11 protein-coding genes are annotated in these 15,589 nt (G+C 61.3%); 4 read left to right on the forward strand and 7 right to left on the reverse strand.

Annotated features, from left to right (window positions below; translation table 11 throughout):
- Nucleotides 1-335: 335 nt before the first annotated feature.
- Nucleotides 336-1,364 (forward strand): IS110 family RNA-guided transposase, encoded by a 1,029-nt coding sequence (locus GKIL_RS05565; protein ID WP_023171280.1) that lies wholly within the window; start codon nt 336-338, stop codon nt 1,362-1,364.
- Nucleotides 1,365-1,597: 233 nt separating this feature from the next.
- Here the strand turns inward: GKIL_RS05565 and GKIL_RS05570 are convergent, their stop codons facing one another.
- The 3 genes from GKIL_RS05570 to GKIL_RS05580 all read right to left on the reverse strand — a co-directional run bounded on the left by GKIL_RS05570 (nt 1,598) and on the right by GKIL_RS05580 (nt 3,990).
- Nucleotides 1,598-2,008 carry a nitrate reductase associated protein gene (locus GKIL_RS05570; protein WP_023172458.1) on the reverse strand — a complete coding sequence of 137 codons (411 nt, stop codon included), beginning with the start codon at nt 2,006-2,008 and terminating at the stop codon, nt 1,598-1,600.
- Nucleotides 2,009-2,056: 48 nt separating this feature from the next.
- On the reverse strand, nt 2,057-3,247 hold the full coding sequence (locus GKIL_RS05575) for a PstS family phosphate ABC transporter substrate-binding protein (protein ID WP_023172459.1): 1,191 nt from the start codon (nt 3,245-3,247) through the stop codon (nt 2,057-2,059).
- A 179-nt stretch (nt 3,248-3,426) separates the two neighbouring features.
- Nucleotides 3,427-3,990, reverse strand: a complete 564-nt coding sequence (locus tag GKIL_RS05580; protein ID WP_023172460.1) for a hypothetical protein — start codon at nt 3,988-3,990, stop codon at nt 3,427-3,429.
- An 81-nt stretch (nt 3,991-4,071) separates the two neighbouring features.
- On the opposite strand from GKIL_RS05580, the gene GKIL_RS05585 reads away from it, so the two are divergent.
- Nucleotides 4,072-5,652, forward strand: coding sequence for a metallophosphoesterase family protein (locus GKIL_RS05585; RefSeq protein WP_023172461.1), 1,581 nt, complete (start codon nt 4,072-4,074; stop codon nt 5,650-5,652).
- A gap of 6 nt (nt 5,653-5,658) precedes the next feature.
- On the opposite strand, the gene bchB is transcribed toward GKIL_RS05585, so the two are convergent.
- The 3 genes from bchB to GKIL_RS05600 all read right to left on the reverse strand — a co-directional run bounded on the left by bchB (nt 5,659) and on the right by GKIL_RS05600 (nt 10,637).
- The gene (gene bchB, locus GKIL_RS05590; protein ID WP_023172462.1) at nt 5,659-7,176 is read right to left on the reverse strand and encodes a ferredoxin:protochlorophyllide reductase (ATP-dependent) subunit B; all 1,518 of its coding nucleotides are present in this window, start codon (nt 7,174-7,176) and stop codon (nt 5,659-5,661) included.
- 66 nt (nt 7,177-7,242) lie between these two features.
- Nucleotides 7,243-9,492: a YncE family protein gene (locus GKIL_RS05595; RefSeq protein WP_023172463.1), complete on the reverse strand. Its 2,250-nt coding sequence runs from the start codon at nt 9,490-9,492 to the stop codon at nt 7,243-7,245.
- Between the two features lie 47 nt (nt 9,493-9,539).
- On the reverse strand, nt 9,540-10,637 hold the full coding sequence (locus GKIL_RS05600) for an AI-2E family transporter (protein ID WP_023172464.1): 1,098 nt from the start codon (nt 10,635-10,637) through the stop codon (nt 9,540-9,542).
- 182 nt (nt 10,638-10,819) lie between these two features.
- Between GKIL_RS05600 and GKIL_RS05605 the strand changes: the two genes are divergently transcribed.
- The gene (locus tag GKIL_RS05605) at nt 10,820-11,722 is read left to right on the forward strand and encodes a sigma-70 family RNA polymerase sigma factor (RefSeq protein ID WP_051382925.1); all 903 of its coding nucleotides are present in this window, start codon (nt 10,820-10,822) and stop codon (nt 11,720-11,722) included.
- A 25-nt stretch (nt 11,723-11,747) separates the two neighbouring features.
- Here GKIL_RS05605 and GKIL_RS22360 read toward each other — a convergent pair whose 3' ends face one another.
- Nucleotides 11,748-13,943 (reverse strand): FG-GAP repeat domain-containing protein, encoded by a 2,196-nt coding sequence (locus GKIL_RS22360; protein WP_023172466.1) that lies wholly within the window; start codon nt 13,941-13,943, stop codon nt 11,748-11,750.
- A gap of 154 nt (nt 13,944-14,097) precedes the next feature.
- Between GKIL_RS22360 and yabN the strand changes: the two genes are divergently transcribed.
- Nucleotides 14,098-15,579 (forward strand): bifunctional methyltransferase/pyrophosphohydrolase YabN, encoded by a 1,482-nt coding sequence (gene yabN, locus GKIL_RS05615; RefSeq protein ID WP_023172467.1) that lies wholly within the window; start codon nt 14,098-14,100, stop codon nt 15,577-15,579.
- The last annotated feature ends 10 nt before the right edge of the window (nt 15,580-15,589 follow it).

Genomic DNA, 15,589 nt, shown 5'->3' on the forward strand with positions numbered 1-15,589 from the left:
CTCAGTAGACGAAGGTCATTAAACGTCAGCTCTAAGCAGCCCTACGTCCCTTGCAGCAGAAGAAAAATAAGACGAGCCTGCAACTAACTTCACTTAGCCCCTCTGCAGCCCAGTTACAGTGAACCCCCCCTCGTATATTGCTATTGGTTCCAAGGTAGCGGTGAGGACTGTGCCCCCCCTTGCGGCTTTGACCGCGTGGAAGAGATTGTCCCCCGCTATCAAGGACCGGCAAAGCTGAACCGTATCGAGTGGCACTGACCACGTATCACGAGGCTAGACTTTTGCCGTCCTGCGGAACTTGCCTACCTCCTCTGAAGCTTCAACTGGAGACACTCATGCAGCGAGACGGTTCACAAAACGACTATCAGCTATTTGTCGGTATTGATGTGGCGGCACTCACTGTCACTGCCGCCTGGCTGCTCACCCACGCAAAGCCTACCGCTGCCATCACACTGCCCCAAACCCCCGAAGGACACTGCCAATTGGCCGAACGCTTACTCGCCGTCTGTCCCACCGCCGCTGAGGTGTTAGTGGTCATCGAAGCCACAGGCTCCTACTGGATGCGACTGGCCACATTTCTGGCGCTCAAAGGTTTTGCCGTCAGTGTGGTCAACCCCGCTCAGTCTCATTACTTTGCCAGGGCACTGCTCAAGCGTTCCAAAAGCGATGCGCTTGATGCCCAGACGCTTGCCCAACTCGCTGCCGCCCTGCAACCTGGTCTTTGGCAGCCGCCGCCTGAGATTTATTACCAACTCCAACAGCGCCTGCAGCATCGCGATGCCTTGCTGCAGCAACGCCAACAACTGCACAACCAGTTGCACGCTCTGCGGCAATTTCCGTTGGTGGTGGCGGCGGTACAAGCGAGTCTGGAGCAGTTGAGCCACACCTTCGATGAGCAGATTGCGCAGATGGAAGCTCAGCTAGAAGCGCTGCTCGCCCAAGACTCGCTTTGGCATCAAGCTGCAACCAAGCTGCGCACTATCAAAGGCATTGGGTCTGTCACCGCTGGGTGGGTGTTGGTGAGTACCCTCAACTTCGGCTGCTGTGCAACGGTGGAAGCGGCGGTGGCCTACGCGGGTCTCGCTCCCCGCTCCCACCGTAGCGGCACCAGCCTTCATAGACCAGAGCGCATCGGCCATGCAGGCAATGCCCGCTTACGCACGGCGCTGTATATGGCGAGCTTGAGTGCGATCCGCTGCAATCAGCAGATTAAAAGCTTTTACCAGCGGCTACGAGCAGCCGGTAAACCGGCAAAGGTAGCGCTTTGCGCTGCGGCTCGCAAACTCTTACACATTGCCTGGGCGGTTGTGAAAACAGACACGCCTTTCGATGCAGAGCACGGCAGGTTGGTTTGCTTGCAGTAGGGCGGAGGAAGAGAAGAAAGGAGGAGGCTGCTTGACTCTCAATACCGTATCTCTTCTCCTCTGCCCGGCGGGGCAGCCCCCCATTCGGGGGGCAGGAGGAGGAGAGCGGGGGGCAGGGGGGGTGTGGAGGGGTGGGGACCGTTTTAGCAAGTACCCAAAAACAAAAGAACGCCCCCTCCAAAGAATCTACTTCCCCCACTCCAGCCCAAAACCTGCTGCCTATTTAGCTTCGTCTACTTAGAAGACGAGAAGAGAGCAGCGAGGATTGCAGCGAGCAGCTCCGGCTTGTTGGCGGCCTTAATGCAGATGAAGCGCTCGAAGGGACTGAGAGCCTGCCAGCTTTGATCGTCGAGCCCACAGTGCGGTTCCAGTTGCCAGGGAGATGGATCGACGGCGATGGGCAGGAGGGGAAAGTCATAGCGAGTAGCCAGTGCGGCGAGGGTCGCCTGGAAGTGGGCCAGCGCCTCGGGACTGTCGCAGGGAAGGGCAACTAGCTGGGCCCGCTCGGCTGAACTCAGGAGTTGCCAGTGGCGCAGGCTCACCTTCGTCTTGCAGCTGTCGAGCTTGAAGCGCACGCCCATCGGCACGCACTCAAGGTCGGGCCAGAAATCTTTCTCGAAAAACTGCAACTGGTCAGGATCCATCGTGCCCCGTTTGAGAAGCCGATTTCAGCTTAGACGACAGGCGAGAGCCTACTGCTGAGAACTGCTGCCCTGGATCGGGATGAAGCCCTGCTTTTGCACCCACTGCTGGCCTTCGTCGCTCAGTAGCAGGTTGGTGTAGGCGGTGCCCGCCTGCTCGTCGAGGCGGCCATCGTGCTTGACAATCACGTAGAGGCGGCGGGTGATCGGATAGCTGCCACTCGTGAAGGCAGATTCGTTGATCCGTCCGCTGCGGTCGAATGGGGCGATGCGGGTGTTGTTTTTGATGAGGGGCAGGGGGTGAATACCGCGCTGGCCAACCACTTCAGCAGCGGTGGCGTAACCGATGCCGCCGGGGATGGCGCTCACCTTGCGCAGCGAGTCGGTGGTGTCCTGCACAAGGCGGACACTGCGGCCCAAACCTTTGCGGTTAAAGACGTGCTCGTTCATAAAATCGACCGTGCCACCGGCCCTGAGATCGCGGCTAAAGGGGACGATGGGCAGGTTTGGGCCGCCCACCTGCCGCCAGTTGGTCGCTCTACCGGTATAAATCTGCTCAAGCTGGACCAGCGAAAGGCCGCTGATCGAATTGGCTGGATTGACGTAGACAGCGATACCGTCGATGGCGACCGGCACCTGCTCCAGATCGATGCCCCGGCGCTCGGCGGCGGCGATCTCGGCTTCTTTGAGGGGACGGGAGGACTGGGCAAAGCTCAATTCGCCCAGCAGCAGCATCTCGATGCCGGTGCCGGAGCCAGGTTTTTGACCCAACGGGTCGGTGTAGCGCAACCGGAAACCAGGATGGGCCTGCTCGATCGCCTGCACCAGTCGCCCGGTGCGCAGCGGAGCGAAGGTCGTCGAGCCGCCGTAGTTGAAGATGCCCCGTGGAACGTTCGTTACATCGATAAAGCGCGTAAAGGTGCCGTCAGACTGCTCCGGTGGCTGGGTGTTGCCCCCGGAAGACGGTCTGGCAGCGGAGGTAAAAGCGGCCTGCTGCGGGGAGGACGGCTTTTGGTTCGTCGTCTGCACCCACCAGACTCCGCCTCCCACCGCCGCCAGAGCAGCGAGAACGAGCAGGAGCGGCAGGGGTTGCAGGCGGCCCCGCTGCAGGCTCACGGGAGCATTGGGCCGGGGCAGTGAGCAGATCCAGCAGGTGTCGGTGTAATTTTCGACCTCGGTGTGGGGCGGTACGCCCTCCCGGCCACCGGCACAGATCCAACGCTTGGGGGGAGCCTCGTTCATCGCTTGAATCCTCAGGATGCAATTGAAATTAGAGATAGCATTGCAACGCCATTGCCGCCCGATTGTTGAGCATCGGAAATAACCGGATGGTTCAGGATTCAGGCTGGAAACTGGCCTGTAAAAGTTAATTTTGCTTGCCCACACTCTGGTAGAGCCAGGGCGGGGGATTTATGCAATCTTTAGCTGTGCCCAAAAGCGGCGGCGACGATGAACAGATCGACTGCGAACATCAGCGCCACACAGACCAGCAGCGCCAGGTACATCCAGGGCTGGGCGAGGGGTTTGACCCGGCTGGTGTCGATGTCGGTCTGGGCTTCGAGGATGCGCAAAAAACGGGCAAAGCCGGCGATGCGCATCGGCAGCAGATAGCGCTCCCCCTGGCCAGTGAGCAGATAGTGAACCCGCCCACCCTGGCTGGTGGGGACTGAGCGAATCTCGCGGATGTCTTGCCAGGCGACTTTCCAGTGGCGGCCCATAAAACCCGGTACCCAGGCGCTGTAGCGGACGGTGACGCCCCCGGCGTCCGTCTCGACCCGCTGGCTCAGCAGGCCCGCCAGAGCGACCAGGCCAACTGCAATGCCTGCTCCCGTCAGCCACAGCGGTACTGGCGCGTGCAGGCGGGCCTGCAGAATCGGCAGCGGCAGCACCAGGCTCACCAGCAGCCCAAAAAGGGTGTAGCGAATCAGCGGCGAGATGCGAAAGGTGTCCTGGGGCGCAAGGGGCGGCGGTGGCGTGGTGCGCATGGGGTTCTGTAAACTTTCTTACAGGATAGCGGCCACTGACAAAACGCCCAAGCGGGCTGGCTGCAACCGCAGGGAGGGGGTGTGGATTTCGTCATCGACCCGCCGATCGCCGAGAAGATCGAGAAGATGAAGCAGCGCGTGCTCTGGCAGGAGCCCGCCCTGCTGGAGCGCGGCATCGATCAGACGCGCCTGGTGCTGGATGACGGCCAGGAGGACGCGACGCACTTTTCCTTTCTGGTCGTAGGCGACAGTGGGGCCGGTCCCTACCACGGCCAGAATCCCCAGCGGCGGATTGCTGAGCTGATGCTCTTTGAGCGCGACGATTGTCGCTTCGTGCTGCACACCGGCGATGTGATGTACCTGGTCGGTTCCGACGAGTACTATCCAAAAAACTTCATCGAGCCTTACCGCGAATTTCTCGTAGGCGGCGAGCAGCCCCGCAAGATCGCCTACGACCAGATGGTTTTCAACCAGCCTTTTTTGCCGGTGCCGGGCAACCACGACTACTACGACCTGCCCTTTCTGTACGGTCTGCTCGCCCAGACGATGCAACCGCTGCGGCAACTGTTGGGCTTCAAGCTCGACCTCGATGTGGGCTGGCGCGGCTCGGACCGGGGCCGGGTCTACGCGCGCGCCTTTCTCGATTATCTCAAGCACTACACGGGTGAGGCCGAGCTGGCCCATCACCTCGACACCCACTACACCGCCCAGACGGCGACAGGCCGCTGTCTGCGCTATCGTCCCGGTGCCTTCACGCGCCTGCCGAACCGCTACTACCAGTTTGAGGCGGGCGGCATTGACTTTTTTGCCCTCGACTCGAATACTTTTAACGCCCCACCGGCCCTGCCCACCAGCAGCGAGGGCCAGGCATTCCGCCGTCAGATCGAAAATAAGCTGGCCGAACTGGAGGAGCACAAGCAACAGCTCCTGGAGAGCAGCGAACGGCTCGATCCCGAGCAGATCGAGGACCGCGAGCCCCTGGAGGAACTGCGCGCCCGCATCGAGCAACTGGAGGAGGTGCGCATGGACCTCGAAAAGCAACTCACCGCCGTCGAGAACACCGCCGTCGATCTCGAACAGCTTGACTGGCTGGAGGAGCGCCTCGTCGCCTCCTGGCAGTCTCCCGAGGCGCGGGGTCGGATCATCTATCTGCACCATCCGCCCTACGTCACCGAGGTGACCAAGTGGAACCAGGCCCAGACCCTGGCGGTGCGCCGCCGCCTGCGGCGCGTCCTCGATGCGGTGGCCCGGCGCGTCGGTTCCCTATCCAAGGGCCGTCCCCTGGTGGATTTGATCTTTACGGGCCACGCCCACTGCTGCGAGTACCTGCGCACCGCCGACACCGGCCACGGCGATGCCCGCCTGCACCTGCTCATCTGCGGCGGCAGCGGCTTCAGCCTGCGCCGCCAGCGCCCGGAAGGCAGCGAACTCTCTGAGGAATTTCTCACCGATACCGGCAGCGAAGCGCGCACCGTCGCCCACTCACAGTTTTATATTGGCCGCAGTGGCCAGGGCAGCGGCAAGCGCCGCCCCTACTCGTTTTTGCGCGTCGATGTGGCTGCGGGCACACCGCCCCGCTTCCGCGTGCGCGCCTTTACCGCCGAGTATTACCGGGGGCGCTGGCGCTCCGAGCAGCTCCAGCCCTTTACGATCGGCGAGTAAGACTTTTCAGGCTCCGGCGGCTTCTTTGGCGGCGTACATCACTTCGAGGGTGATCTGGTTGCGGCCACTCTCGCGGGCAAACTTCTCGGTATTGCGCTTGACTTTGGAGCGCACAAAGCCGGGAATGCGGGCCAATTCGCGGGTGGCAGCCTCGTCCCACTCCAGTTCGGTGTCGGCGGTGAGGGTCTTGGTGACCACTTCTTTGGTGTCGTGGCCGCCGAAGACCTCCAGCAGGTGATCTTCCATGCCGAGGGTGAACGAGTTGTAGACCAGATCGGCGATCTGGTTGGTGCCCTCGTAGCCTAAGAAGGGCCGGTAGCCCACCGGAAAGTTCTGGATGTGGATGGGAGAAGAAATGACCCCGCAGGGGATGTCGAGGCGCTTACCGATGTGGCGCTCCATCTGGGTGCCGAAGATGGCAGCCGGCTCCGCCTGGGCAATCCGATCGCCGATCAGGGCGTGGTCGTCGCTGACAATCACCTCGTCGCACAACCCTTCGACCTGGGAGCGGAACCATTCGCCGTCGTACTTGCAAAAAGTACCGGCCCAGACGACGCGCACGCCCATCTCTTTGGCGAGAATGCGGGTAATCGCAGCAGCGTGCGTCCCGTCGCCGTAGACGACGGCGCGCTTGCCCTGCAGGTTCTGGCAGTCGATCGAGCGCGAGAACCAGGCGGCCTGGGAGACAAAGAGGGTCTGCTCGCGGATGAACTCTTCGTAATCGACGGCGACGCCACCGGCGGTGAGAATTTGCTGGATCGCCCGGATAAACTGGGCGGTCTGGATGACGCCCATCGGCGTGATATCGACGAAGGGCTGGTGGGCCACCGATTGCAGGTACTCGGCCACCGGGCGGCCCAACTCGCGGTAGGGCACGACGTTGAACCAGGCGGCGGGTAATCTTTGAATGTCGTGGACGCTGCAGCCTTCGGGGGCGACGACGTTGACGGCGATTCCCAGATCGCCCAGCAGTCTTGTCAATTCCCGGCAGTCGTGGTGGTTGTGAAAGCCTAAAGTTGAGATGCCGAGAATGTTGGCCGAGGGCTTCTCGCTGCGCGCCGGCAGGTTGCCTTTGCACTTTTCGATATAAAAGCGCACGATCTGCTCGAAGGTGATGTCGGCGGCGGTCAGTTCGTTGTGGCGGTAGTGGTTGACATCGGCTAGAAGCACGTCCGCCTTCGATTGCTCCTGGGCGCGGGCGACGAAGTTGCTCAGATCTTCTTGAAGAATCGATGACGTGCAGGTGGGGGTGAGCACGATCAGATCCGGCGCTTCTTCCTGGTCCTTGCGGACGATGTTGGTCACCACCTTGTCCTGGGAGCCGCGCCCGAGCACCTTGCGATCGACGACCGAAGCGGTGACCGGCGTAAAGTCGCGCTCGCGCTCGAGCATCGAGCGCATGACGTTGAAATAATCGTCCCCCAGGGGCGCGTGCATGATCGCATGAACGTTTTTAAACGAACTGGCGATGCGCAGCGTACCGATGTGGGCAGGACCGGCGTACATCCAGTAGGCGAGTTTCATGCGTTCTCTTTTGCGATGGGCTGCAAACAGCAGTGTGCCTCGATTTAACCCGCTCCGCAAGGGGAATTAGGAGCGCTTTTGTTCGCTGGCCGGTGCCTGGGCCTGCTTGAGGCCGATCTGCAACCGCTCGACGACCGCTTTGGCCGCCTGGCGCAGCGCCCCTCCTTCGGCTCCTTCGGCGATGTTGCGCACCTGGATGTCCTTCCAGAGCACCCGGCCCTGGCGGTCCACCAGCTCGAACTGCAGCACCACGTCCGCCGCCGCATTCTGCGAGAGGCCAAGCACACTGCCGGAGACGTAGGTCGAACTGCGCACCAGCCCGAGCATCACCGCATCGACCCCGAGGGCGCGCGCCAAAAGCTTTGGGTCGGTGGTGAGAATCTGGGCCGGTTCGATCCCCAGATCCGCCAGGCGCGAGAGCGCTTCGTCGGGGCCTTCTACCTGCCAGCCCAGCGCTTCGGCGAGGCGCGGTGCGATGAGTTGCCCGAGGCTCTCGGGGCTGTTGGTCGCATCGTTGAAGAGGGCCGAGTCTGGACCTAAAAGAGCGACCCGCCGCACATCCTTGAGGGCGTCGTTTTTGAGCAAGGGCGGCAGATCGGCTTTGAAGCCGTTCGCTTTGATCTCGTTGTAGACGCCGTTGGAAAATTTGTTGGCGATGTCGTGGGCGGTGATCACCATCGCATTTGCCAGCAGCACCGTGTCGGTCTTACCGGCAAAAAAAGCGCTGTCGGAGTTGACGACATCGCCCTTCCAGAGCGATTTGCCGCTTTGATCGAACGCTTCGGCCTTGCTGAAGACCTGGGGTGAAAAAAATTGTGGCACCAAAAAAGCGGCGATCGGGCTGATAAACGAGCTGAGCGCTTCGAGGTTGCGGTTGGGCATGTTCACCCTGAGCGGTGCCCCTACCAGGATGATGTCTGCCCCCAAAAGCGTCGCCACCTGGCGAATCGCCTCGGGATCGTTGCCCAGTTGCTCGCGAGCTAGATCGAGGCTCGCAAGCACCGACTTGACCTGAATCGGTGAGACGATCTCGTAGCGGCGCGTCCAGAGCAGATCGCCGCTAATCACATCGGCAATATTTGGGTAACGACCATAGCGAACTTCGCCCGTATCGAAGCCGACCACCGCCACCCTGGGCAGGCCCAGATTCTGGGTCGTCGAGACGGGCGAATCGGCCACCAGCAGGCGATTGGCTCCGCTTATCGCCTCAGTGAACTGGGCGATCGGAGGCAGGCGGTCCTTCTCGGGCTCCTTGAGGCTCTCGGCAGGAGTGTCGTTGCTCAACAGGTGGCTGCCGTCCCAGACGCGCAGCGTCGCCGGTTTGCCGCCTATCGCCGGGTGCAACGACCAGACGCGCTCGCCCTCGCCCATCGAGACATCGAGCGCCTGGGCGGCGAGGGGCTGCTCGGCCACCGCCACACCGTCGAGGGCGTCCCAGAGCACCAGCCTGCGGTTGGTCGCCACCCACAGGTGCCGATCGTCCGGGGTACTCAGCACACGCTGCAGCCGCTCGCCCTTCTGGTTTGCCTTTGCAAGCCGGATTCGGCGCACGACGCTGTTGGAGCGGGTGTTGACCACCAGCAGGCTCTCATCCGCCGCCGGGACAAAGAGCAAATTGCCGTCGCGGCTGGTGGCCATCTGGGGCCGGGTCGGATCGAAGGCGACGGCGAGCGGCTCGCCCACCGCTCCGGTAATCGGGTTGATCGAATAGAGGCGGCCCGCCGGCTCCGGCACCACTTCCACCGACGAAAGGTAGATGCGCAGGCCGTCGGCTGTGACCACCAGATCGCGGGGGTTGGCCACCTCTTTGATCGTGGCGAAGACCTGGACGCTTTTGGCCTGGGGGTCGATGCGGTAGAGGGTGACCACCTCCTCGTCGCGCACCCCCAGGTAAGCGGTGCGGGTGCGGGGGCTATAGCCGACGCCGATGAGGTGCCGACTGCGGGAAGTGGCCGGTTGCAGCACGGGAATGTCGGAACTGGCTTCTTTGAGGTTGGCCTCCACCACCGGGTCCGGCAGCGCCAACTGGCCTACCAGGCGGCCATCCGGTCCGATCAGGCTCACCGACGCATCGCCCGCCACCAGCAGGGTGCCGTCGGCTGTAAAAGCAGCGTTATGAAAGACGTTTGCCACCGGCACATTCAGCCGGACTGCCGCTTTGCCGGTGGTGAGATCTATTTTCTGGACCTGCTGGGCCTGGGGCACCAGCAAAAAGCCACCTGCCCCCCCAGGGAAGCCTGCTGCCCAAAGGGGACTCGCTTGCAGGAGCGCTCCACAGACGACGCCAATCCATGCTCTGGGCCAGAAGTCTCGCACTGCACAGCTCCTACCTCTGTAGCCCCAATCATAGCGGCTGTTTGCCTTCAGGGAGAATCGGTGCGATCCCCCCTGCCGGCGGTTGGTTCCGGCAGCGAGGGCAGGGCCGGAGGCGGTTCTGAATGATGGGCAACCAGCGACTCGTAGAGGCTTTTAATGACGCCGCTTACCGGGATGGCGAGCAGCACCCCCAGAAGACCCGAGACTTTTGCGCCGATGAGCAGAGCTCCAAAGATGAGCACCGGACTGAGGCCCGTGAAGTTGCCCAGGATGCGCGGGGCAATCACGTTGTCTTTGATTTGCTGGATGACCACCGAACCTATCAGCACCCATAGCGCCAGAAGCGGATTTTGAGTGACACAGATAATCACGACGACGCTGATCCCGAGGGTCGCTCCGATAAAGGGGATCAACTCCATTACCCCTACAAATAGGGCCAACAGCAGGGCAAAGGGCACCCCCACAAATAGATAAAAAGGCGTCAGACACAGCGACATAAAAAGCCCCAGGATCAGCTGGCCAGTAAAAAAACCCCGCAGGTTGTACTGGAGCGATTCGGAGAAGCGCTCGCGAATCCGTCCGGGCAAAAAGCCGATCAACTCCTGCCAGAGCTTGTGTCCCTCCAGCAGCATGTAAAAGGCGATGACCAGGATCAAGACAAAGTTGAGCACACCGGTGAAGGTGCCCAGCAAAAATTCGAGCGACTGGGGCGAGGTGAGCACCTGCAACTGCTGCTGCAGGCGACTGCCCATCTCACTGACGAGCTGATCGGTATCGACCGGCAAACCGAGCTTTCTCGCCCAGTTCAAAAATGCCTCCAGCTGCAGCGAACCGGAACGCACCAGATCCGGCAGCGAACGGACAAGTTGAACCGTCTGCTGGGAGACGAGGGGAGCGACGACCACCGCAAAAATGGCGACCACCAGCCCGGCCAGCGAATAGACGACAAAGGCTGCCGTCGAGCGCGGCAGGTACTTGCTTAAAAAAGCAACCGGATAGCTGAGCAAAAAGGCGATCAGCCCGGCGATCACAAAAATAGTTATAAACTCACGAAAATACTCCAGCACCTGCAAGGCGGCCCAGCTTCCGGCCACAAGCAACAGCCAGGTAATCAGCGATCGCTGCAGTGGAGTCAGTACAGGCATCGCCTCTATTGTTTCACAGCCGGCCCCGGCACCATACCCTCCCTGCGGATAGGAGTTTTACTTGTGGGTAGGTGAACATTGGTTGCATTCAGTTAAAAAACACGAAGAACTGTAGACTGTCCCTTTGTGTTCCCCCGATGATGTTGGTCACGGGGATCGCACTATGGCATGGGGTATCGGTCGTGGCAGATTCAGGACAGGGCAAGGCAGTTGAAGTTCGCAAAACCCGGCAGAGCGCAACATTCGAGCGAGACTCGGTTGGACTCTACCTGCAAGAAATTGGCCGCATTCCTCTGCTCAAGCCAGAAGAGGAAGTGATGCTGGCGCGGGCCATCTCCCAGGGCGGGCCGCGCGGCGAGTGGGCAAAGCGCAAGCTGGTGCAGGCCAACTTGCGGCTGGTGGTTTCGATCGCCAAGAAGTACCTCAACCGGGGTGTACCGTTTCTCGATCTGATTCAAGAAGGGTCGCTGGGGCTCATCCGGGCCGCCGAAAAGTTCGAGCACGAGCGCGGCTACAAGTTTTCGACCTACGCCTACTGGTGGATTCGCCAGGCAATCACAAGGGCGGTGGCCTCCCAGGCGCGCACGGTGCGGTTGCCGGTGCATCTGGTCGAAAAGATCAACCGCGTCAAGAAGGTACGCCGTTCCCTCGCTCAAGATCTGGGCCGCACGCCGAGCCAGGCGGAACTGGCCGAGGCGCTCGAATTGAGCGAGGACGATCTTGAGCACATCTTGCGGGCAGCCAGGCGGACGGTATCGCTCAACATCACCGTCGGCAAAGAAGAAGACACCGAGCTGATTCACCTCATCGAAGACAGCCAGACCGATCAGCCCGACGTCTACATCGACCGCGAATCGATGCGCGTCGAGGTGGGCGACCTGCTCGATCGGCACCTCACCCCCCGCGAGCGCGATATTTTGCAGTTGCGCTTCGGGTTGCGCGACGGCCAGCAGCGCACCCTCGATCAGGTGGGCAAGATGTTCGATCTCTCCCGCGAGCGCATCCGCCAGATCCAGGCCAAAGCCTTCCGCAAACTGCGCCGGGTGCGCCAGCGCCAGCGCCTCCAGGACTGGATTGGTATTTAGTCGTGGCTTAAGCGACGGTGACCGCTCAGGGACTGGTGTTCAGTAGCACCGAGACGTTGAGCGAGAATTCGTTAGCGGTGGCAAGATCCAAGCGCCTATCGCCGTCGAGGTCTGCGACTACGATCGCCCGCGAAGCGGCAGCCGCGACAGCAAAGCGTCCCGAGAGGGCAAATGTGCCCCGGCCATCGTTTGCAAGTACCACCGCCGCATTCGCTCCTCCGTCGGCCAGCACCAGATCCAGATCGCCGTCGCCGTCTAGATCTCCCTGGGCAATCGACTGCAGGTAATCCCCGATCTTGAGAGTGGTCTGGGGAGCAAAGGTGCCGTCGCCGTTGTTGAGCAGTACCGAGGCGGTGTTGGTGTTGGCACCGGCAATGTCGATATCGCCGTCGCCGTCGAAGTCTCCAGCCGTCAATTCGTTAGAGTTAGCAGAGAGGGTAGCGGCAGCGACAAAATTGCCACCACCAGTATTGGCAAACAGGTGGATGGTGCCAGGAACGCCCACGGCCAGATCGTTGTCGCCGTCGCCGTCGAAGTCGGCAATCGCCACCGCCTCGCTGTTGCCGCTGACGGCGAGCGAACGCACGGCAAAGTTGCCCGTGCCGTCGTTGGTGAGCAGATCGACGCGGTAGCTGCCCCTGTTGCCGACCACCAGATCGAGATCGCCGTCACCGTCAAGATCTCCCTGAGCAATCGTTACCAGGTTGTCTGCTACGGTCACAGAGATAGCAGGAGCGAAGCTGCCGCTGCCGTTGTTCTTTAAGATCGCAACCTGGCCATCGCCAGTCCCGGAGACGTTGCCAAAAGCGGCGACTGCCAGATCGGTGTCACCGTCGCCGTCGAGATCGCCCGCTGCAATGGCGTAGGGCCGATAGATATCAGCTTGAATCGAACTGGTGCTGAACTGGGCCGTACCGTTGTTGGTGAGGACCGAAACATCGTCTCTGTCGTTGCTGTACACCGAAAACTCAGTAGCGGCGAGCAGATCGTTGTCGCCGTCGCCGTCGATATCCCCGGCGGCGACCGCCACGGGCTGACCGACAGTGGCGAAGGTCCGGGCCGCAACCAGCGTGCCATTGCCATTGCCCCGGAGCACCACTGCGCTATTGGCGAACAGGTCCGTTACAGCCACGTCCAGTTTGCCGTCGCCGTTGAGATCCGCAGCCACCACCGAAAAAAGCGCGTCTCCAGCCGCACTGAGCGAGGGAGCGCCAAAACTACCCCTGCCGTTGTTCTTGAGCACCGATACGCTCTCAGAAAGACCGTTGGCTGTCACCACATCGAGGTCGCCGTCGCCGTCGAGATCGCCCAGAGTCAGAGCGTAGGGTGCCTCCGCGCCGACAGCGAAGTTCCGGCGCGCCGCAAAAGTGCCGTTTCCCTTATTGAGCAGGACGGAGATTGTTGCGTCGGTCTGGTTGACGGTGACTAGATCCAGATCGCCGTCGCCGTCGAGGTCGCCACTTTTGATCTCCAGCGGCTTGTCATCTACCGGCAGAGTCCGCGCTACAGTGAAGCTGCCGTTGCCGGAGTTGCGCAGGAGCGAGACGGTACTCGGTTCTGCCGGAACAAATTGATCGGCGTTGCTGGTGGCCAGGTCGATGTCGCCGTCGCGGTCAAAATCGCCCGCCACGATGTCCGCCGGGTAGTTGCCTGTCGCAAACAGCCGGGCCGTAGCAAAGGTACCGTTGCCGTTGCCCGTCAGCACCGAAATATTGTCGGAGGCCGAGTTGGCCGTAGCCAGATCGAGTTTGCCGTCGCCGTTGAGATCGGCGGCGACGATCGCGACGGGAATATTGCCGCCCACATCGAAGTTGCGCCGCAACCCAAACGTGCCATCCCCCCGGTTGAGGAGAATCGATACGGTGTTATACGAACCGCGCAAGGCAGGATTGGCGGTGGCGATATCGAGGTCGCCGTCACCGTCGAAATCTCCAAGGGTCGCTGTTACTGGGCTGTAACCGGTCTTGAAGGATTGGGCACTGAAGCTGCCACCGCTATTTTTGAGGACGGTAACGGTGTTGTACGGTATACCGTTGACCGTCACCAGATCGATGTCGCCGTCGCCGTCGAGGTCGCCTTTGGCGACGAACTCGGGCCCAGGTCCAGCCGAAAAAGAACTGGCCGCCGCAAAACTGATCTGAGCTGCCACTGGCCTTGCTCCCAGGCTGAGCGTTGCAGCCAGCCCCACCAACCAGTAGCGCCATCGAGGCGAGAAGACCATGACTTATTCTCCAAGCGCCGACCGAATTGTACCCGTCGGACAGCGACAAGCTATGCAGCCTGCAACACTCGAAGTGTTTTTGTCAGCTTCTGCAGACACTTGATTTTTTTCAAGCCGCTATCGGCTCCTTCTGCGATCAGGCTATGCTGCAGCCATGCAGCCAGCAATTACGATCGTCGGTCTTGGCCCCGGTGCGCCAGAGCATCTCACCCGGCAGGCTCTGGAGGCACTCCAAAGCGGCGTGCCGGTGTACCTGCGCACAGCGGTGCATCCAACCGTAGGTGCTTTAGCAGAACTGGATATTCCTTTTCACAGTTTCGACGCCTTCTACGAGGCCCACGACCGCTTCGAGGATGTCTACCGGGCGATCACGGGAGCAGTGCTTGAGGCGGCGGCAGCCCACGGGGCGGTGGTCTACGCCGTCCCCGGTCATCCGCTGGTGGCCGAGGCGACCGTCGAGGCACTGCTGGCCCATGAAGCAGACTACCGCATTGCGCTTGTGCCGGGACTCAGTTTCCTGGACGCTGCTAGCGCCGCCCTCAGACGCGATCCGACTGGAGACGGTGGGTGGCAATTGCTCGATGCGCTGCAGTTGCCCACCACGCTCAATCCCCGCCAGCCGCTGCTGATAAGCCAGATCTACTCGCACCACATCGCCTCTGAGATCAAGCTGCAGCTACTGGAGGTGTACCCAGAAAGCCACCCGATCAGACTGTTGCAGCGGCTGGGTACTAAAGAAGAGCGCATCGTCGAACTGCCCCTGGTCGAACTCGATCGCAGCCAACCTGTAGATCACCTGAGCTGCCTGTTCGTACCGCCTCTGACCGGCGAGCCGCCCGAATCTTACCCAATTACCCGAGCGATAAGCGAACTGGTGGAGGTGATTCGCCGCCTGCGCGATCCGGTAGATGGCTGCCCGTGGGATCTGGAGCAAACGCCCAAAAGCCTCTGCCGCTACATCGTCGAAGAAGCCTACGAAACCGTCGATGCGATCGAGTCGGAGGATGCGGATGCCATCTGCGAAGAACTGGGCGATCTGTTGCTGCAGGTGGTGCTGCAGGCGCAGATCTTCGGTGAGTCCGACGATTTTACCCTGGCTGAGATCGCCTCGGGACTCACCGCCAAGCTCATCCGCCGCCACCCGCACGTCTTTGGGGAAGTGAGTGCCAGCACCGCCGAGGAAGTGCATCGCAATTGGGAAGCGATCAAGGCCCAGGAAAAGGCCACTGCCCCGACTTTAAGCGCCAAGTTGCGCAAGATTGCCCGCCAACTCCCGGCCCTCGCCGCCACCGCCGAAATTTCAGCAAAAGTAGTCAAAGCCGGCTTCGAATGGCCGAATGCCGCCTCCCTCTGGGCCAAGCTCGAAGAGGAACTGGGCGAACTGCGCCAGGCCATCGCCCATGAGAGCAGCGAACGCCAGGCCGAGGAGTGGGGCGATGTGCTCTTTACTTTGATCAACGTCGCCCGCTGGCAAAAACTGGATCCCGAGGCTGCCCTGCGGGCAACCAACCGCCGCTTCCTGATGCGCTTTGAGCGGGTCGAAGCGTTGGCCGATCGCGAGCTATCCCACTACTCGATCGAAGAACTGGAAGCCCTCTGGCAGCAAGCCAAGCGCGAGTTAGCTGAGCACAGCTGATTTCTAGCGT

This window comes from Gloeobacter kilaueensis JS1 (assembly GCF_000484535.1).
In the GTDB taxonomy this organism is placed as follows: domain Bacteria; phylum Cyanobacteriota; class Cyanobacteriia; order Gloeobacterales; family Gloeobacteraceae; genus Gloeobacter; species Gloeobacter kilaueensis.